Genomic DNA, 19,356 nt, shown 5'->3' with positions numbered 1-19,356 from the left:
TATCAGGCAGTTTGGCTGCCGACGAGTTCAGGCCGGCGCGGCGAACGCGTGGCGAAAGGTGAAGGCCTGCGCCGTCGCGCCATACTCGCGCAGATGAGCCAGGCGCTCGGCGGCCTCGACCACGCTCGGCCGATGCCCGGCTGGCACCCACCACAGCACCTGGTGCGCCTGCTCGACACGCTCGAACCATTCGCGACGGCGCTTGAGCATCTCGGTATGTGCCGATTTGTAGACGTAATCGCTGAGCGACTGCACGTCGTGCCAGACCGACATGTTCACCAACACCTCGTCACCGAACGGTCGGATCGCCGTGGCATCGCCCGCCTCGTCCTGCAAACGCCAGACATAGCCGGGCGAACCTTCCGCCAGCGCATTGATACGCTCCAGATTGGCAACGAAGTCGGCCATTTCCGGTGACTCCAACGGCATCTTCATCCAAGCAATGTTCAGTTGGGCCAAGTGATAAGCGAACAATTTCCAGCCTCCATGCAAATGAATGATCAGGGTTGCTGAGGCAGGCCACGCCAGCCGGACAGACGTCGACGCAACCAGGCCTCGCTGCTGACCAGAGTGATACCCGACAGCACCAACGCCGCGCCGATGATGAAGTTCAGGGTCAGTGGCTCGTCCAGCACTAGCACGCCGAAGGTGACGCCAAACAGCGGCGTCATGAACGAGAACACCGCCATGTTCGAGGCCAGGTAGCGGCGCAGCAACCAGAACCAGGCCAGGTAGGTGAAGAACGACACCACCACGCCCTGCAGCAGGATGCTGGCAATGGCCACGGACGTCCAACGCAGCTGGGACAGGTCCACCACCACCAGCGCGTAGGCCAGCAGCAGCACGAAGGCCACTGCCAACTGATAGAACAGGGTCAGCCCGGCCGGCGCCTCGGACAGGCGCGAGCCCCGCACCACGACCGTGGTCGCGCCCCAGGCCATACCGGCGCAAAGTCCCAGCGCATCGCCGAGCAGCATGTCGCGATCGATCTGGGCCCAGTTACCGCCCACACCGAAAGCCATCACCACGCCGCCAAAACACAGCGCGATGCCCAGCCACTGCAGGCGACGCAGACGCTCGCTGGGCAGCAGCAGGTGCAGACCCAGTGCCGAGAAGATCGGCGCCGTATAGAGAAATACCGCCATGTGCGAGGCGGTGGTGTAGCGCAGGCCCAGCGCGATGAAGAAGAACTCCAGCGCGAACAAGACACCGGCCAGGATTCCGGCCAACCAGGTCGTACTGACCCACTCGCGCCAACCGCGCTGCCACAGCAACAACAGGCCGACCAGCACCGCGGCAACACCCGAGCGCAACGCTACCTGCAGCATGGGCGCGATATCGTCCGCCGCCAGCTTGATTGCCACCTGCTGGCTACCCCAGATGGCGCACAGCAGCAGCATCATTTGGAACAGGAAAAAATCGGCGCCCTTGCGTACCGCGGTCATTCAGCAACTCCTGTCATGTGTCACTCACTTTCTCAACGGGTCATCCCAGAACGGCCGTTCGGCCTCCTGCACCGCATCGGCCCGGGACAGTCCCAGATCCTTCAATGCAGCATCATTCAGTTGCGCCAGCTGTGCCCGCTCGCGAGCCAGCTGACGCCAGCGCCGCAGCATACGCCATACACCGACCAGTGACGGCAACCGTTCGAAGTGGATGGCCTGAGCCAGCGCGTAACCTTTCTGACCGTTCATCTTTTCGCCCTCCCTGTGGGGTTGGCGTCAGTGTCGGGCCAGGCTTATGATCAATCCAACGAATGTTTCTTATGGAATCCATCTCTAGGATTGATGAATGGCCTTCCACCCCAGTATTGATACCGAATTGCTACGCAGCTTCGTTGCCATCGCCGACACTGGTGGTTTCACCCGCGCCGCAGAAACAGTCAATCGTACCCAGTCAGCCGTGAGCATGCAGATGAAGCGGCTGGAGGAAGACGTGGTGCAGCGTCCATTGTTCGAGCGCGACGGCCGCCAGGTGCGCCTGACACCCGAGGGCCAGGTACTGCTGGGTTATGCGCGGCGCATTCTCAAGCTGCACGGCGAGGTGCTCAACACTCTGCGCGAGCCGCATATGGTCGGTGCCGTGCGTATCGGTACGCCGGACGACTACGTGATGCGCTTTCTGCCGGAGATTCTCTCGCGCTTCGCCCAGGCCTATCCGCTGGTGCAGGTGGAGGTGCATTGCGAACCCTCCGGCCAGCTGTTGCTGCGCCAGGATCTCGACCTGACCATCGTCACCCGCCAGCCCGGCAAGGAGATCGGCCAACTGCTGCGCCAGGAGCGCTTCGCCTGGGCCGTGGCCCAGGGCTTCTGCCCGCATGAACAGAACCCCATGCCGCTGGCCATGTTCAACGCCGACTGCTTCTGCCGCGAATGGGCCTGCAACGCGCTGGATGCGATGAGTCGTCCCTACCGCATCGCCTACACCAGCCCCAGCCTGTCGGCGATTTTCGCCGTGGTGCGCGCGGGCCTCGCGGTCACCGCGCAGTTGCAAAGCCTGATCACGCCGGATCTGCGCATCCTCGGCGAAGCCGAAGGTCTGCCCCTGCTGCCGCTGACTAGCATCGTGCTGCTGCGCAACGAAAGCAGCCAGTCTCCGGTTACAGAATGCCTGGCCGAGCATATCGTTGAAGGTTTTCGCCTATAGGCGGCCACCCGACTCCAGCGCGAGCAGCAGTGCACAGAGCAGCAGGAAGCCGCAGAACAGACTGCGCAGCAGACGCTCCGGCAGCGAATGCGCCAGGCGCACGCCCCAACTGATGCTGAGCAGACCACCCACGGCCAGCGGCACACCCATCCACCAGTTGACGTGATCATGCAGCGCGTAAGTGAACAGCGTCACCCCGGTACTGGGTAGCGCCAGCGACAACGACAATCCCTGCGCCACCACCTGGGTGGTGCCGAACACACTGGTCAGCACCGGCGTCGCCACCACCGCGCCGCCCACGCCAAACAGCCCGCCCATCGCACCGGACACCCCGCCCAGCACGCCAAACCAACCCCAGTGATAACGCAGCTCGCCGCTGGCCGGCGTCTGAGCCATCAGCATGCGCAGCAGGTTGTAGGCCGCCAGGGCCAGCAGAAAACCGACGAAGGCCCAGCGCATGGTGCGCGAATCCACCTCCACCGCATACAGCGAGGCCAGCCAGGCGCAGAAGAAACTGGTAACGCCGAGTAGCAGGGCATAGCGCAGATCGATGCGATTGCGTTGATGGTAACGCCAGATCGCCAGCATCACGTTCGGCACCACCATGACCAGTGCAGTCCCCTGAGCGAGCTGCTGATCCAGCCCAAAGACAATGCCCAGCACCGGAATGGCGATCAGCCCACCACCGATGCCGAACAAGCCGCCCAATGTTCCCAGACCCAAGCCCAGCAACAGATTCAGCAACAGGTCGAACAGATTCATGACACCTCCAGACAGTGGGCGCATGTTAATCAGTCGCGGCTAGCGCGGAAACGCACAGCAACGCACAATGGCTTTGCTTTCCCCGCACAAACAGGCTGCCATGAACCCCGATGCACTGACCGACCAACTGGAACTCTTTCTCGACGTACTGGAAACCGGCAGCTTCTCCGCTGCGGCCAGGCGCCATCCGCTCACGCCTTCGGCAGTGGCACGACGCATCGACGCCCTGGAGCGCGCTATGGGCAGCAGCCTGTTCAACCGCACGACCCACGCGGTGCGCGTTACTCCGGCCGGTCTGGCGTTCGCCGAGCGCGCCAGGCGCATCCTCGCCGAGCTGCACCTGGCGCGCGCCGAAGCGGTCTCACTGAGCAGCGCACCCGAAGGCCTGATCCGTATCGACGCCCCCTCGCCCTTCGGTCGTCGCCACCTGGCCCCGGCGATTGCAGAGTTCCTGCGCGCCAATCCTGGCCTGGACGTACAACTGCGCCTGATCGACAGCTTCATCGACCTGCAGGGCGAACACCTGGGTGAGGTGGATATCGTCGTGCGTATTGGCCCCCTGCCCGATAGCCGCCTGGTCGCCACACCGCTGGCATCGATGACGCGCATCGTCTGCGCCAGCCCGGAGTATCTGCGTCGACGCGGCATTCCTCGCAGCCCGCTGGAGCTGGAACAACACGACGGCCTGGACTGGGACAGCCTGGCGCCACCCTACGCCTGGCGCTTCGAAGTCGACGGTAAGCTGCAGCTGTGCAAGCCCAAACGCCTGCGCCAGACCAGCAACAACGCCGAAACCCTGCTGTTCAGCGCCCTCGCCGGCCTTGGCGTTGCCCACCTGCCCACCTGGATGAGCAGCGAGCATCTGCAACGTGGCGAGCTGATCCCACTGTTCTGCGAACAGGGCCTTCCGGCCATCGAGCCGGTGAGCATCTACGCCCTGCGTCTGGAGCGTGAAGCCAGCCCACGCACCCGCTTGCTGCTGAGCTTTCTGAAGCAGCGCTTCGGCTTTCCGCCGCCCTGGGACCAGGCGCTACAGGCAAGCCTGGCCATCCCACAGCAGTAAGGCTTGTGTGGGAGCGGCTTCAGCCGCGATAGCGCCCTGAAAATCAGGCACAAAAAACCCGGCACCTAGGCCGGGTTTCTCGTGCAGCTTACGCTCAGGCCGGAGCCTGGGTGCGGCCCTTGTAGGAACCGTCGCGGGTGTCGATCTCGATCCAGTCGTCGATGTCGACGAACTCGGCAACCTTGATCTCGGTACCGTTGCGCAGCTTGGCAGGCTTCATGACCTTGCCGGAAGTGTCGCCACGAGCAGCGTTCTCGGTGTAGACAACCTGACGCACGATGGTGGTCGGCAGGTCGACGGAGATCACCTTGCCTTCGAAAAACACGGCTTCGCAGACGTCGGTCATGCCTTCTTCGATGAACGGCAGAACGCTTTCCAGATCTTCGGAACGCAGCTCATAGGAGTTGTACTCCGGGTCCATGAACACGTAGTCCTCACCGCTGATGTAGGACAGGTTCACTTCCTTGCGCTCGAGAATCACCGGCTCCATCTTGTCGTCGGCTTTGTAGACGGTCTCGGTCTTGGAACCGTTGAGCAGGTTCTTCAGCTTCATCTTGACGATGGCGCTGTTACGACCGGACTTGGTGAACTCGGCCTTCTGGATCAGCCACGGCTGGCCATCGATCAGGGCCACGCTGTTGACTCTCATTTCTTGTGCAGTTTTCATGCGGATATCCGAAATATGCGGGAGGTACAGAAATCTAGGCCGCGTATGATAGCCAATTTAGGTAAAACTGTTCCAGCGTCGTGGCAAGATCCGCCCGAGCGGCCTGCTGATCGCACCACTGCTCGGCATGTCGCTGCAGTACTGGCCAAGCCTCGAGAAGCGCAGGCCAGGCCGTTTCCATCCCTTCACCGCTATTCCATGCCCGCCAGCATTCAGCCTGAACAGCAGCGGCTTCAGGCATCAGATCGGCGTTATAAATCGCCAGAAACGCCTCGAGTTTGTCCCAGTGCGCCCGCTCCTCCTGCGGGTAGATGTGCCAGAGCAACGGCCGCCCCGCCCATTGCGCGCGGACGAAGGAATCCTCACCGCGTACCGCATTGAAGTCGCAGCACCACAGCAGGCGATCGTAGTCATCCTGGGCAACGAAGGGCAGCACATGGATCAGCAGATTACCGCGCCGGCCGTGATCACCCGGCGCCAGTAGCTCCCCGCCAAGCCAGACCTGCAGGTCAGCGAGAATCTTGCCCTGCGGCACCAGCAGTTGCGTCGGCAGTGGATCGGCTGCCAGTGCATCCAGCCATCCCGCCAGACCTGCGTTCTCGTAGGCGAACAGCGATATGAGCCGCCCCCCCGCTTCATGTGCCACGCCGAGTGACTGCAGGAAAGCCTGCTGCGCCTGCCCGTCAGCTTGAAAGGTGCGCCGCCGCGCCAGCAGATCGGCCTCGCGCAGCAAACCGCCCGTGCCCTCCACGAACCCAGGAAAGAAGAAGAATTTCTGCAGGCCTCCAGGCTGCGGCGATGGCAAGCCATGACAACCAGCGACCCAATCCTCGGCACTGAGGTATTCCAAGTTCAGCCACAAACGGCGCGTACCGCTGGCCGCCATCGCTTCGATATAGGCAGGCGGCAACTGACAGGCGAAGGCCTCGATCACCACCTCGGCTGGTTCCACCGAGGGGAACGGCTCACGCCACTGGCGCACCTCGACACCGCTCCAGCGCTGGCAGTCAGCATCGACGCTGGCCTCGGGGCACAGGCGTACGAATGCACCCAGCTCGTCGACCCATAGACGCACCGCATGTCCCTGCTCGGCCGCCAGTTGCCGGGCCAGCCGCCAGGTCACGCCGATATCACCGTAGTTGTCCACTACGCTGCAGAAGATGTCCCACCTGGCCACACTGCGCCCCTTCGGAAAATGATCGCCATTCTAACCGGCGAGCAAGAAAAAGCCCGCCAGAGGCGGGCCAAGAGGAGCGCTGGAGCGAGCGCGGGGTAAAACAGTGAATCAGGCCAGCAGCGTATCGCCCTCACGACGAATGGCACTGCTGAGTAGCCAGACCGCCTGGCAAGCCAGCGCAGCCTCACGGGAAGCGAAAGGGCCGGCTTTGGGCTGGCCATCCACCATCACCAGCCAGCACGCCATATGACCATCGGACCTGAGCTCAGCCGGTACGGCACTACCAACCAGGGAAACCACATCGATACGGGACATCATGACCTCCAAGCCAACTCAATCTTTGTTGGACTCAACATTAGGCCGATGCCGCTCTAGACAGAAATCAGTGCTCTCGATAGTGACCATGGATATTGCCAATGGCGGAAGCGCAGGCGGCACAAACTGCGCCACGCGCAAGATAGGCATTAGAGTGCCTTTAAAACCCAATCCCAGGGCAATTTAAGGCATTTTATTGCCTTTATTCGCAAAAGCTACTAGTCTAAACGGCATTAAAGTGCCGGAGTCCATATGCACTCTCTCACCCTGCAACTGTACAGTGGCCACGCTTGGCATGACGCCATGCATCTCAACTTCGAGCAGCCCGAGGCGGGTCTGGCGGGGGCGTGTTCTTTTGGCTATGAGCAGGCATATCTGCTTGAAACACTGGAGCACATTGGCAGCCGCCTTGAGCATGCAGTTAGCGTCACAGTGCCGTTGGACTGGGAATCCCATCGAGCAAGCGAAGCGCCTGCCTTCCTGCACGACATACTGCCCGCTGGAGCAGCAAGGCGCTTCCTTCTCCAGCGCCTGGGTGACCAAAAGCCCGAGAATCTTGGACTGGATCTATTTTTGCTAAGTCGGTGCGCACCAGCGCCGGTGGGAAACCTGCGTATCAAGGAGGCAGCAGCAGCGCTTCAGGAAAGCCCGCTGTTAGGCTTCTCTCGCGAGGATGTAATCAACCGCGACGCCCGTTTTCTCGAATACGCCTACGAACAGGGTGCGGCCATCGGTGGTGCCACAGGCGCAGGTGGCGAAGCGCCCAAATTATTGCTGACTGAAGACCGGGAGGGTGCCCTGCACCCAGATGCGGCTTTGCCGGATGAGTCTGCAACCCGCCACTGGTTTGTAAAGTTCGCGCGAAACCAGGCCAGGCAGACCGACCAAGATATCCTGCGTAGCGAGTTCTGCTACTACAGAGCCATTCAACGGCTTGGCCTGGATACGGTACCCGCAGAAGGCCTGGCGCTAGAGGAAGGCCGCAAGCCTAGTCTGTGGATGCATCGCTTTGATCGCCATCTCAGCGCCACAGGCGTAGAACGCAGCGCAATGGAATCCCTGTACTCACTCGCAGGAGTAACCGTGCCGGGCAGCTACCTGCTGCATACCGACGCCCTGAATCACTTGGTCCGGCTGTGGCAGAAGACGGGGCAAGGCGCGCAAGTTGGCGACATGATCTTTGAGTATCTACAGCGAGACTTACTCAACCAGATCCTTGGCAACTCGGACAACCACGGCCGCAATACCTCAATTTTGCGCAACCGCACGGGGCTGAAACTCGCCCCTATCTACGACCTTGCGCCCATGGTGATGGATGATGAAGGCGTCACTCGCACTACAAAATGGCCTCAATCCATAGAGATTGCCGGCGAGGTCAACTGGCGCCAAGCCTGCGCCGCACTAGCGCAATGGACCGACGCAGATGTTCTTTATGAAAGACTCAGAGGCGCAGCACTAGACTTCCTGGCCCTTCCCGACCTGCTGAGCGATCAAGGGTTGCCAAACTCCACGATGAATCATCCGCGTATTGCGCTGCGCACCCTTCATCAAAGACTCAACCGATGGGAGCTCATCTGAATGGATATCATCGAGCGCAACCGTATTCTGACTGAAATACAGACCCAACTGGCATCGGGCGAATTGACCATCGGCCAGGCCGTGCGCAAATTCCGCAAGGAAATCACCGGATTGCAGCAGGCCCGTTTCGCACAGATGTGCAAACTTTCCCTGCGCGCCCTTCGTCAATTGGAACATGACGAGTCGAATCCAACCGTGCAGACCCTCAATAGCGTGTTCAATCCATTTGGGATGCAAGTTGGCATTGTGCCGAAGAGTCGAAGTTAATAGATGCAGCTTGAGCCTGAGGGGTAGCGACAGCCCAGACGGTTCGATGGAAGGTTTTATTGATGGTGCTGGGACGGGACTCAAACCTGTATGACGGCGGAGTTTAAGTCTCATAACAATTCCAATAAAAACAGAGACTTAAAAATGCTTTTCCACAAAAATCACAACTAAGATTCGCTACAGACCGCGAATTTCAAGGGGCTCTATCGAATTGCGGAACCTTTTCTCTGCGCCGGATTGACTACTTTCGGTTCTACTCAGAGCTGAGCCAATAGAGGATTGGAGTAAGCGAACGGAAATCACATCTTCCCATGGGAATGGGATCCGGGATCTCTGAAACTCGGCTGCTAGCCATTACTTAGATACGCCCGTGCTAACGGGGTAAATTCCTCCACCAGCACTTCGGCGAACATACCGAGCCTGAGACCGCTTTACTTAAGCACCCCAAGCAGCTTCCATAGCCGCCTGGATTCGGCATCGGCGCTGATCAATTCGTCCAGCAACTCGCCAAGCGGCTGGTTGCCCCACTCCACGGCCCGACGAATGACATATGGCACCGGGCTATGTGGCTCGGTTCTGGCGAGGTAGTCGGCGATCTGCGCAAGCTGGCGATAAGCCTGCTCACGACTGCTGGGCATACCAACCATAGGCAGCGAAGGTGTAGAGGGCTCGGCAGTCGGCCCGTCCGTTACGGCAACGATCTCTGGCTCGATTAAAGGGATGTGTTCTGACATCGGAACGAACTCCTCGATCTGAGCACGTAGGTTGGTCAGTGTCTGACGCAGGGCACTGAAGCTGGGGGCCAACTCAGCCAGCCAGCCGTCACTCCAGTTTTCCAGCCGTTCAAGAGCCGCGAGAGCGGCCTGCAGCTCAACATCAGCAGTGATGAAATGACTCGTTGGTGTCTGCCTGAGCCTTTCATGTAGCTTGTGATATTCCAGTCGGGCCGTTTCTGCCGCGATCTTGTCCTGCTTGCTGTCACTCATTTGCACCTGACGTTGCTGCAACTGCAGCCAGTCGTGCAGGGTCACGTGCGCGAACTCTTGCGCATCGATGCCAAAGAGCGGCGTCTGGATCAGCAAAGTGGCGCTGTATTGACGAACCATCCACTCCAGGGGAAAGACACGCCAGCTACGGTCACCTTCCTCTGGCTGCGGATGCAGAGTATCCGGATAGCGTTCGCATAACCCTGTCAGCAACTCCAGTGCAGCACTCACCCCGGCGAGCCCGCGGCGATGTATCCAGGCTTCGCCCAGCCAAACGGCAATCATCAGATCCTTGCTGCGACCTCGCAGTAGATCACCTGCCAACGCCTCCAATGCGGCCCAGTCCCCGCGCTTGAGGTCGCTTTGCCAGACACCGGTTGGCAGACTCGCATCATCCTCACGCCGTAGTTCTCGCAGGCGATCCCAAGCGCCCTCGTAACGCAGAGTGGGGCCGCAAACGGTGTCACCGGGAATGGGTTCCAGATACTGTTCGATAGACGCGGATGTCATGGTTCCATCACCTCACTTCGCAAAGCCTGGAGCTGGAAGCTGGAGAATGGCGAACTGGGTGCGGCGACAGGTAGAGGCTGGATTGACAGGGGTAGCTTGCTGCCCTGACCAAGCAGTGACAGGCGAATGAACATTTGAGCCTGCGGGCTGGCATCCAGCGTTCCCCGAACAGGAACCTGCAAGGTGAGAGGAAAGTCCGTGTAGTCCATGTTCGGCAGACGTTGGGGTACCACGTGCGAGCGCATCATACGCAGCAAAGCCCAAGGGCCACGATACTCCCAACCCGCTTCAAGGCCATTTACGGCCATGCTTGGTTGCAACGGATCTATCACGGGCCGTTGGCTGCTGTCGCGCGCCCAGCGCAACACGAGCTGCAGCGGATCACCAACGTTCCAGTGCAGGCGCTGGCCAGACTCGCCAGGATGACTGATCTGGTGCCCCGCTCCATTCAAGGTCCAAGCGATTACCTGATCGGCGCCCCACTCGTCTTCGCGATCCGTTCGCCAACGCACTTCAAGCTCCACGCCAATTGTCCCGGATTTGTCGCGTATGAACATTGGGCCAAGCCAGCTTCTGGCCTGTCTCATCCGAGAGAGGAAATCTTCAGCCGCCAGACGGTTACCTGGCGGCGCTAACACAAGCCCCTTCTCAGCGACCTCCAGATGAGTATCGATCAACTCCAGCAGGTGTTTGACGCGCGCAGGGTCAGCATCGCCATTTTCCAGGCTATATGAGAACGGAAAACGTCCTGCCAAATACTGGTTGAAATAATCCGCCAGTGCGCTCCACGCCTGTTCTGCGCCCTGTATCTGCAGCTGACTACAGCGCTTGTGCACTTGATCAGTAATACCACGGGTATATCGGGCCAGATCGCCATCGCCCTGTGGCAGACTGGCTGTTGACAGCACCTGCAGGCAGTTGTCGACGTCCACTTCCACCAGGTCCCTGGTCACCAGTTGCTCGAACAACGCAGGTGCGCTGGTGGGGTTCTGCGCTTTGTACTTCTGCATTTCATCCATTATCGAGCCAAGCCTCGACACCTTGTCTTGCAGGGACAGGGGCAAATCTGTCTGTGTCCTCAGCCACGTAAGTTCGGGTCTGACCCTGTCGATGCTGGTACTGATCTCCGCGAACTGTCGAGATAATGATGCTTTCAGATCCTGCACATCGGTGGCCCGGAACAACTTGAGTCCCAGATCGGGCTTACCATCCCAATCGGACACCGGGTAGCGTTCGGTGAACAGTGGCAAGCTGTCGATGTCAGCGAGTACGGCATCTACATCCGCCATGGCACGCAAGGTCAACTGGGATTGAAGAGTATTGGCCAAATCGGCACGTCCAAGAGCCGCCAAAGCTTGGATGACCTCCATGGCCTTTTCGACAGAGACATTGAACCGGCTCTCCGAAGATCCGTAGATATAGCGTCCACCTGATGAGGTCAGCTCTGACCACATGGCGATAGCGGCGGCTTGTTCAGCAGCCTTGAGCATGCCGGGACGATACGCCGGCGAGATTTGCGCCAACTCCTGAGCCACAAAGCTCTGGTAGCTTTGCTGGTAAACCAGTGCCTGAGCCATTTGCTGCTCGGTCAAATTGATCACCCCACGAGTATCAACGGCGCTATCCGTGCGGCGCATTGCGCTTACTGCAAAATCTCGCTTGAGCAGATCATTGATACTCCTCGACAGTTTGCTGATGTGCTCCTGCAAAACCAGCGTTCCGCCAGCCTGCCGCTGCAGGAGGTTGTCGCGACTAGCGGCACCCTCGATCCATTGACTGTGGAAACCTTTGCGCAGTTGCTCAGCCTCGAGCGTAACGGAGGCTTCAACGCTTGGTCCCAGAAGTCGGCTCTGCTTCACATCGTTCATCAGGTCGCGGTAACCCGGCACCAACTCCTCACCACTACTATGGCTCCATGCGGAGTTAGTAAGAATGATCAGATCCTCGAGATGCCCGATAAGGCTGTTGATTTCCTCAAGCTTGTTCAGCGAGGTATCCCTGCCATATTCCAGATCGTTCAGGTTCCTTTTGAGATAACCGGCAGGCGTAACGAAGTTCCCTGCCAGGAAGTACTGCGCCAGCCAAAACTTCATCAACGTTTGAAACTGTCCAGAGAGTTGCCTGCGATTGGGCTCCAGATCCACGGGGCGCAGTCCAGGTGCAGCAAGGCTCCGCAAGGTCTGGTCGTAAAAGGATCTCCGGGCCAAGCTAGAGGGGTCGAGACTAAGTCCCAGTGCATCGTTGCTGAGTTGAGTCAGTGACTCGATAAAGCCCTCCTGGCCGCTTAGGGTATCGTTGAGCAGACGATTGTGCCGCTCCAGGCTTACAACGCCCTCAGCCAAGGTGCGAGCCTTCACATAGTTCGGCCACTGATCCGGCTGGGCGCTTTCGACATCCGGGCGACGTTGCTCGTTGCGGATATCCAGCAACGTCTTGAGCTGGTACTCCTGCAGTTGCTGCAGTGGCACCAGCGCCTCGCGGCGAGCCATACCACGCAATAGCAGGTCCATCTGGGTATCCAGCGAAGATCCCCAGGAGGTGGGGTAGACCAACGATGAAAAATGCCAGCGGGGCGCTCGCTGCAGCAGCACCCAGAACCCCTGAACATTGAGCCGGGCTTGCTCCTGACGACGCTCGGGGGCTCGCAAGCTCACATGGCCGGCATGCACCTCCTCCAATAAGCGACTCAACTCACGTGCATCCTGCTGTCTTGCCTGCCATACCCACAGCATGCCCACCAGCCAGCAGAGAGCCAGTACCGCAGCAACGCCACCCACCGTTTTCTGCCAACGTTGACGTAGGCGCAGCACACGCGGAAGAGCCTGTGCCAACCCCTGTTCGGCTAGCAGCCGCTGCCGCCAGAGCAACTGAGTGAATGCCCCTTGCATCGAAGGCAGCTCACTAGGATAGAGCTGCTCAGCATTCGATTCTTCACGTACCTGTGAGGCCCCCAGGTAGAGGCCGCGTAATCTTGGAGCCTCGCCTTGGGCATTGCCCTGAAAAACGGGCTCCAGCAAATTACGCAGGTTGCCCTTGAGAGCCAGCAACAGATCAGGCAGGCGATATAAATCCTCAGCTAACTCGCCTTTCAAAGTACCGACCTCAATGATGGCTGCCTGCAAGCTTTGAACTACAGATTCCAGCGCATCATCGAGCCAATAACTCTGCCAGCCGGCATCCAGCCCATAGGATGATGACCACCCCAACAGACGCTCACGGCCTTCTTCAGGAAGTGCGGCTACCAGCTCCTGAAACCCCGGCATTTCCTCGAAGCCCGTAATCAGGACATACACCGGAAGACCCAGGCCAAGACGCTGAAGCAACTCACCAAAGCGACGGCGCAGAATAACCACGTCGGCTGCACTCTGGGCTCCGTCCTGCAACTGGCCAAGTGGGATATTCCAGATCACGCCATCCAAAGGACGCTGGCCACGCAGCCTAAGCAGCATACTGAGCAGACGACGCCAGACGAAGGTGGAGGCAGTACTGCCATCGCCGGGCAGGAATACGCCTTGAGGCACCACCAGTACGGCGCCATCCTGGTCGGCCCACCACCGGCCGAACCAGGCCGGACGTCCAACAGGCGTGAGCTGCCAATCGCTACAAAGCTGGCTACCCTCCCGCGGATCGCCGAGCAGCATCAGCCAGGGAACCTGATAGCGCGACTCGATCCCCTGTTCCTGTTCCATCCTGCGTACCGCGGCATAGAAGCTACGAATCGCCATACCGGATTGAGTACGCAACCACCAGAACAAAGCAGCCAGGGCTACAAGCAGCAGGAGAATACCTACCACGCTGAGAACGATCGCGAGAGCGCTCATTCAACCGGGCTCCCACCGTCGTCCATGGTGATCAGATGCATCAAGGGGGTCAGCTCCGACTGAATGTCACTCCACATCCAGTGTCCGACCGTGCTCAGAACCACCAGCAACCCGCAGATAGCCAGTCCCAGGCGCATACCATCTGGCAGCACTCGCCTCATGGGTAGACGTAAAGGCGCAGCACGGCTCGGCCGCGCCAGGCTGCTCATCGCGCCATTCACCGCTGGCTCACGTTGCCAGGCGAAGGTGAAAAGTGCATGCCGCCAGCGCGCATGCAGTGCCCGACCGCGGTCGCTACGCAAGCCGCCATAGAAGCCAAGAATCAAGCACTGGAGGTAGACGTTAGCCAGATCACGAGAGGCCGGAGCCCGCTCCTTGAGTAGCTTGTGAATGGCACGTGGCAGTCGCTCACCTGCATTGCGCGAACCATACAAGCGAATTTCAAGCGGACGTGGCTGCCATGCCGACCTGCCTGGCCAGGCATCGAACAAGAGCCGTTCATCAACCAGGGCGACGAATGCATAGACCATCGCCTTGACCTGGCTCGAGGAGGATGCGCCGACACTGGCGAATGCGCTGCGCCAGAGACGGCGAACCACGAGGATCGTGGCCTCTGCCATGCGTTCGATCTGTTCGTTGCCAGGGTTGCTCAGTCCTGCCACACCATCCCAAACCTCTCGCCATTCGATCCAGGCTTCCCGAAAAGCCTGGCTCAGAGGTGCCTCTCCGAACTCTGGGGGGTAAAGAGAAACGCTCCTTTGCGACATCTATGCATCCTTGGCTTGGGAAGGCTGATTTCAGTGGCTATCGGTCGTAAATAGAAGAACCTGCCAGGGACTTGAACTCACCCTCTGAGAGGTAACCGCCAGGCAAAGTGGTTGCTCCGGATCGAACCAGTCACCGGAAGCCTGAATCAGAAAAAGGTGAGTTTCCTCACCCACACCGTACGCGGCTCGTTCGTGGCGGTTCATGGGCTGGTGAGGCAGACCGCTCATGCGCTGCTGTACGAGTGTCGGTACGTGTTGTCGCGAGGCGATCACTGCCTGCCCCAGCCATGCCCGCGCAGCTTCCTGCCCAGTGCCCGCCGGCATGCGCAGCCCCACGACAAGGCGCTGACGACCTGTCTGGATATCTGGCAAATCAATCGAGAACCCTTGCTCGGAATGCTCGAATACCAAGCAACGGTAACCGACGCGGATGCTGTCCAGGTTCCGGTGCAGCCACTCGATTACTTCGTCGAAGCCTCGCTTGAGTTCGAGAAAATCAAGAGGTGCGAATGCTGGCACGCCGTTCAATGGATCTAATGCACTCCAAGCTCCTGCCAACCCGGCCAGTAAGCCATGCAGATTCGCTGGAGTAGCCGCTCGACTGTTCAAAGCGACTTCAACTTCCGGGAGACGGGCCCACAGCGCCGTCAATTGCCGTCTGAGCTCCTGCGCATCATCACGATTTCCCGCTTGCTCGGCTTGGCGCAACCGTCCGGCGAGGAACAGGCATTTTTCGCGCCCCCTTGCGCATAGCGCAGAGACCATCTGACCCAGGTCAGACTCGGGCAGGATCAATCCCATCGGTGGCACGTAGGGTTGCCTGACGAATCCACCACCCTCGTTGGAGATCCGCAACAGGGGTAGACAAATCGAATCAGCCCTGTCGCTATCAGTCACCAAGCGTAGATTGGGGCGCCAGACGAGAATCGGCTCTGGATGCTCGCCGCTGGCAAGATCAGGTACCGCCTCTGCGAGATGTGATTGCAATCGTCCGTTGAGGGGCAGTACCTGGCCGCTGCGGCCAAGAGGGTTGACTGCCAGGTAGACAGTCACGCTGGCATTGGCTGAAGCTGCCACAGCAGGTCCCACATCGAACTCAAGAACCTTGCCGCCACCCGGTTGCACACTGACGGGCAAGCCATCTGGCAGGATCGCCTCAAGGGACTGGATACGCACCAGGCCGGTACTCAGTGCGGCAGGGTCGACCTCCAATTCGGCCACCCCCCAGAACCAAGGATTGCCGGCTCTGGCGCAGAGCGCAGCGATAACCTCAGCGCGTATCCCCTGCAGTTGGAAATGCTGAGGCAACAGTTGCATGCCCTCGTGCCAGCAGACTGCGTCCGGCAACACCTTCATACCACTCCCCTTCGACATCCGCTGTTTGGCATGCACGCAGCGTGCGCAACTGGTTAGCGATCCCGATCCGTCAGCAGACGCATTTCCCTGCTATCGAAGCGAAGCCACACACGGCCTGATTCGCTCAGGCGCAAACGGTGCGCACCAGGAGTGTTATAGCCGGCGAATACCAAAAGTCCAGCAGCCTGGTCACCAGAGAAAGGGAAGTCGCGAACGTCGCGAAATTGGCCGGGCACCAGCTCCAGACTCCACACCGAAAACAGTTGCCGATAGTCACGGCGGTACTGATCTCGCTCGGTGAACCACTGTCTGGAAGGAATCTCGGACAGCAGTTTGAGCAGGTCTGGATCGTGCACCGCAACGAAGTCCACAGCGATAGGCGTGTCGTCATTGGCGCGCTCTGCTACATCGAGCGTCAGGCTATCCAGTCCGATCCTCTCGCCCCGAAAACCACATCCGGTCAGCATGAGAATTAGGAGCAGCAGTAGAGCAGGAAAACAGGAAATCAAACGTCCCTGTGTCATGAAGACTTCACCTTGAATTTCACATTTGCAAATTTATAGACCTGATCTAGCGTCTATGAAAGTTCGTCCTCATGACGGATGTGGATGGATCGTCAAGGACGGGCTCGGTTTTCGGCTACCCCGTTGCAGTAGCGGTCCAGCAAGGGAGTGCGAGCATAGGATCCTTCCGCTGCATTGCGCTCCAGGTACTGCCCCGGAGCCCAACCAACATGGCTGAGAGCACGCAACACAAGCTGGATCGGATCCGTCCGCCACGGGTCCAGATCACCTACGACGTCGAAATCGGTAACGCGATCGAAAAAAAGGAACTGCCTCTCGTGGTCGGTATCCTCGCTGACCTCTCCGGCAAACCCGAAACACCGTTGCCCAAGCTGATCGACCGCCGCTTCACCGAGATCGACCGCGACAACTTCAACGAAGTACTCGCCTCCATCGAACCGCGCAGCACTTTGCAGGTGGAAAACACCATCAGCGGCGACGGCAGCAAGCTCAACGTTGAACTGCGCTTCCGCCACTTCGACGACTTCGACCCAGTCAACATCGTCAATCAAATCACGCCACTGCGCCGCTTGTATGAGGCACGCCAGCGTTTGCGTGACTTGCTTACCAAGCTCGACGGCAACGATGACCTCGACAAACTGTTGCAGGACGTAGTGAGCAATACCGAAGGCCTGCAGGAGATCAAGTCCTCACGCCCAGAGAGCGAATCTCCAGCCCAAGCCGCAGGCACCGCCGACGTCGAAGCACCAGTCGATACCCCTGCTTCCGACGACGGTGAAGCACCGACCGAACCCCAGGCCTGAGCGCCCCTTGAACACCCGGAGATGACGTAATGGCCACCAAAGCCGGTGCTTCCAGCGAGAGCACGACCCAGACCCTGACTCTACTCGACCGAATCATTGCCGAGGGCCGAATGGCCCACGACGAAAGCCAGCAGGACTATGCCCGCGACATGCTCGCGGAATTCGCCACTCAGGTGCTTGACGAAGGCATGGCCATCGACAAGGACACCGTGGCCATGATCAACGACCGCATCAGCCAAATCGACAAGCTGATCAGCGACCAGCTCAACGAGGTTCTGCACCATCCTGACATGCAGAAGCTGGAGGCCTCCTGGCGAGGCTTGCACATGCTGGTGGACCAAACGGAGACCAGCAGCCGCCTGAAGCTGCGCCTGCTCAACGTCACTCAGAAGGAATTGCAGAACGATCTGGAGAAGGCCGTCGAATTCGACCAGAGCTCGCTGTTCAAGAAGATCTATGAAGAGGAATACGGCACCTTCGGTGGACACCCATTCAGTCTGCTAGTGGGCGACTATGCATTCGGCCGCCATCCACAAGACGTCGCCCTGCTAGAAAAACTCTCCAACGTCGCAGCCGCTGCCCACGCGCCATTCATCGCCGCCGCCAACCCTAAATTGTTCGACATGAACAGCTTCACCGAGCTGGCCGTGCCTCGCGACCTCAGCAAGATCTTCGAGAGCCTGGAGCTGATCAAGTGGCGCAGCTTCCGCGAGAGCGAGGATTCGCGCTACGTCTCACTCGTGCTGCCGAACTTCCTCCTGCGCCTGCCCTATGGTCCGGACACCAATCCGGTGGAGGGCATGGACTACGTCGAGGACGTCAACGGCACCGACCACTCCAAGTACCTCTGGGGTAATGCCGCCTGGCTGCTGGCACAGCGCATCACCAGCGCCTTCGCCAAGTATGGCTGGTGCGCGGCTATCCGTGGCGCCGAAGGCGGTGGAGCGGTGGAGGGCCTGCCGGCACACACCTTCCGCACCCTGTCTGGCGACCTGTCGCTGAAGTGCCCGACCGAAGTGGCGATCACCGATCGCCGCGAGAAGGAACTCAACGACCTCGGTTTCATCTCTCTGTGCCACAAGAAGAACACCGACATGGCAGTGTTCTTCGGCGGTCAGACCACCAACAAGGCCAGGCTCTACAACACCAACGAAGCCAACGCCAACGCCCGCATCTCGGCCATGTTGCCCTATGTGCTGGCAGCATCGCGCTTCGCCCACTACCTGAAGGTGATCATGCGCGACAAGGTGGGCAGCTTCATGACTCGCGACAACGTGCAGACCTACCTCAACAACTGGATCGCGGACTACGTGTTGATCAACGACAACGCGCCCCAGGAGATCAAGGCCCAGTACCCCCTACGCGAAGCACGCGTGGACGTCTCGGAAGTCGCCGGCAAGCCAGGCGTCTACCGCGCCACGGTGTTCCTGCGCCCGCATTTCCAGCTGGAGGAGCTGACCGCGTCGATCCGTCTGGTGGCCAGCCTACCGCCGCCTGTAGCGGCCTGACCCGACGCCCCCGCCGGCCGTTTCGGCGGGGGCTCGCCCACATCACGATCCACTCTGTTTCCAGACCCAGGAGTTATCCGCGATGGATGCCATCATTCTCGACCTCGGCGACGACATCAAAGGCGACAGCCTGCTCGAGGGCTACACCGACAAGATCGAGTTGATGTCCTACAGCCACAACGTGGCAATGCAGGTCACCAACGATGTCAGCAACTCTGAGCGCACCTCCGGTAAACCGCACATCGGCGAGTTCACCGTCACCAAGTTCGTCGATACCGCCACCCCCTCGCTCAACGAATACTGCTGTGCCGGCAAACCCATCACCACAGCCAAGATCACCATCGGCCGCAACGCCGCCGAAGGCGACGGCAAGCTGCTGCCGTTCATCATCTACACCCTCGATAACGTGGTGCTTTCCAACGTCAGCGTCAGTGGTGGTGCGGGCGGTAAGCCGGTGGAAACCCTGTCGCTGAACTTTACCAAGATTAAATGGGAACTCACCGCGCAGAAGGACGATGGCACCAAGGAAGGCACCGCCGCCTCCACCTGGGACCTGGCCGCCAACAAGCTCGTCAAGTCCAGCTAAGTTAAGGACACCACCGCTCA

Annotated in this window: 19 protein-coding genes; 7 read left to right on the top strand and 12 right to left on the bottom strand. The window is 59.7% G+C overall.

All coding sequences use genetic code 11. The features are described from left to right. Positions 1-27: 27 nt before the first annotated feature. Genes BM186_RS09715 through BM186_RS09705 form a run of 3 tightly spaced genes read right to left on the bottom strand, consistent with a single transcriptional unit; the run spans position 28 to position 1,694 of the window. Entirely contained in the window at positions 28-474 is a 447-nt protein-coding gene (locus tag BM186_RS09715) for a DUF3291 domain-containing protein (RefSeq protein ID WP_074914961.1), read from the bottom strand. A gap of 26 nt (positions 475-500) precedes the next feature. Continuing rightward, a complete protein-coding gene (locus BM186_RS09710; RefSeq protein WP_074914959.1) occupies positions 501-1,445 on the bottom strand; it encodes a DMT family transporter in 945 nt (314 codons plus the stop codon). Between the two features lie 24 nt (positions 1,446-1,469). Next, complete coding sequence (locus BM186_RS09705; protein WP_074914957.1) at positions 1,470-1,694, bottom strand: DUF1127 domain-containing protein; 225 nt, start codon at positions 1,692-1,694, stop codon at positions 1,470-1,472. A gap of 97 nt (positions 1,695-1,791) precedes the next feature. Between BM186_RS09705 and BM186_RS09700 the strand changes: the two genes are divergently transcribed. Continuing rightward, positions 1,792-2,646: a LysR family transcriptional regulator gene (locus BM186_RS09700; RefSeq protein WP_064494772.1), complete on the top strand. Its 855-nt coding sequence runs from the start codon at positions 1,792-1,794 to the stop codon at positions 2,644-2,646. On the opposite strand, the gene BM186_RS09695 is transcribed toward BM186_RS09700, so the two are convergent. Beyond that, the gene (locus tag BM186_RS09695; protein WP_074914955.1) at positions 2,641-3,408 is read right to left on the bottom strand and encodes a sulfite exporter TauE/SafE family protein; all 768 of its coding nucleotides are present in this window, start codon (positions 3,406-3,408) and stop codon (positions 2,641-2,643) included. The two genes, BM186_RS09700 and BM186_RS09695, sit on opposite strands and share 6 nt — an antisense overlap. Positions 3,409-3,508: 100 nt before the next feature. On the opposite strand from BM186_RS09695, the gene BM186_RS09690 reads away from it, so the two are divergent. Beyond that, positions 3,509-4,471 (top strand): LysR family transcriptional regulator, encoded by a 963-nt coding sequence (locus BM186_RS09690; RefSeq protein WP_074915252.1) that lies wholly within the window; start codon positions 3,509-3,511, stop codon positions 4,469-4,471. Between the two features lie 94 nt (positions 4,472-4,565). Here the strand turns inward: BM186_RS09690 and efp are convergent, their stop codons facing one another. The 3 genes from efp to BM186_RS09675 all read right to left on the bottom strand — a co-directional run bounded on the left by efp (position 4,566) and on the right by BM186_RS09675 (position 6,630). Beyond that, entirely contained in the window at positions 4,566-5,138 is a 573-nt protein-coding gene (gene efp, locus BM186_RS09685; RefSeq protein WP_074914953.1) for an elongation factor P, read from the bottom strand. 34 nt (positions 5,139-5,172) lie between these two features. After that, the gene (gene earP / locus BM186_RS09680) at positions 5,173-6,315 is read right to left on the bottom strand and encodes an elongation factor P maturation arginine rhamnosyltransferase EarP (protein ID WP_074914952.1); all 1,143 of its coding nucleotides are present in this window, start codon (positions 6,313-6,315) and stop codon (positions 5,173-5,175) included. Between the two features lie 108 nt (positions 6,316-6,423). Continuing rightward, positions 6,424-6,630: a hypothetical protein gene (locus tag BM186_RS09675; protein WP_074914950.1), complete on the bottom strand. Its 207-nt coding sequence runs from the start codon at positions 6,628-6,630 to the stop codon at positions 6,424-6,426. Between the two features lie 252 nt (positions 6,631-6,882). Between BM186_RS09675 and BM186_RS09670 the strand changes: the two genes are divergently transcribed. After that, complete coding sequence (locus BM186_RS09670) at positions 6,883-8,208, top strand: type II toxin-antitoxin system HipA family toxin (protein ID WP_074914948.1); 1,326 nt, start codon at positions 6,883-6,885, stop codon at positions 8,206-8,208. Beyond that, positions 8,209-8,475, top strand: coding sequence for a helix-turn-helix domain-containing protein (locus BM186_RS09665; RefSeq protein WP_074914946.1), 267 nt, complete (start codon positions 8,209-8,211; stop codon positions 8,473-8,475). It begins immediately after the preceding gene. 431 nt (positions 8,476-8,906) lie between these two features. Here the strand turns inward: BM186_RS09665 and tssA are convergent, their stop codons facing one another. From tssA to BM186_RS09640, 5 genes are read right to left on the bottom strand one after another with little or no spacing between them, the layout of a single operon-like run. Next, complete coding sequence (tssA, locus tag BM186_RS09660) at positions 8,907-9,971, bottom strand: type VI secretion system protein TssA (protein ID WP_074914944.1); 1,065 nt, start codon at positions 9,969-9,971, stop codon at positions 8,907-8,909. Next, positions 9,968-13,792 carry a type VI secretion system protein gene (locus tag BM186_RS09655; RefSeq protein WP_074914942.1) on the bottom strand — a complete coding sequence of 1,275 codons (3,825 nt, stop codon included), beginning with the start codon at positions 13,790-13,792 and terminating at the stop codon, positions 9,968-9,970. Before BM186_RS09655 ends, tssA begins: the two co-directional genes overlap by 4 nt. Next, positions 13,789-14,559: a DotU family type IV/VI secretion system protein gene (locus tag BM186_RS09650; protein ID WP_074914940.1), complete on the bottom strand. Its 771-nt coding sequence runs from the start codon at positions 14,557-14,559 to the stop codon at positions 13,789-13,791. The genes BM186_RS09655 and BM186_RS09650 overlap by 4 nt, the downstream gene beginning before the upstream one ends. A gap of 30 nt (positions 14,560-14,589) precedes the next feature. Beyond that, positions 14,590-15,915 carry a type VI secretion system baseplate subunit TssK gene (tssK, locus tag BM186_RS09645; protein ID WP_072424063.1) on the bottom strand — a complete coding sequence of 442 codons (1,326 nt, stop codon included), beginning with the start codon at positions 15,913-15,915 and terminating at the stop codon, positions 14,590-14,592. Positions 15,916-15,968: 53 nt separating this feature from the next. Further along, positions 15,969-16,439 (bottom strand): type VI secretion protein, encoded by a 471-nt coding sequence (locus tag BM186_RS09640; protein ID WP_074914938.1) that lies wholly within the window; start codon positions 16,437-16,439, stop codon positions 15,969-15,971. Positions 16,440-16,648: 209 nt separating this feature from the next. Here BM186_RS09640 and tssB point away from each other — a divergent pair, with 209 nt between their 5' ends. The 3 genes from tssB (at position 16,649) to BM186_RS09625 (ending at position 19,336) form a co-directional block, all read left to right on the top strand. Continuing rightward, entirely contained in the window at positions 16,649-17,242 is a 594-nt protein-coding gene (gene tssB, locus BM186_RS09635; RefSeq protein WP_017676969.1) for a type VI secretion system contractile sheath small subunit, read from the top strand. A 29-nt stretch (positions 17,243-17,271) separates the two neighbouring features. After that, a complete protein-coding gene (gene tssC, locus BM186_RS09630) occupies positions 17,272-18,750 on the top strand; it encodes a type VI secretion system contractile sheath large subunit (protein ID WP_017676970.1) in 1,479 nt (492 codons plus the stop codon). 82 nt (positions 18,751-18,832) lie between these two features. Continuing rightward, the gene (locus BM186_RS09625) at positions 18,833-19,336 is read left to right on the top strand and encodes an Hcp family type VI secretion system effector (RefSeq protein ID WP_017676971.1); all 504 of its coding nucleotides are present in this window, start codon (positions 18,833-18,835) and stop codon (positions 19,334-19,336) included. The last annotated feature ends 20 nt before the right edge of the window (positions 19,337-19,356 follow it).

Origin of the sequence: Ectopseudomonas toyotomiensis (genome assembly GCF_900115695.1) — a bacterium.
In the GTDB taxonomy this organism is placed as follows: Bacteria; Pseudomonadota; Gammaproteobacteria; order Pseudomonadales; family Pseudomonadaceae; genus Aquipseudomonas; species Aquipseudomonas toyotomiensis.
Note: the sequence above shows the minus strand (reverse complement) of the source record. Positions and strands in the feature narration are given on the sequence as shown.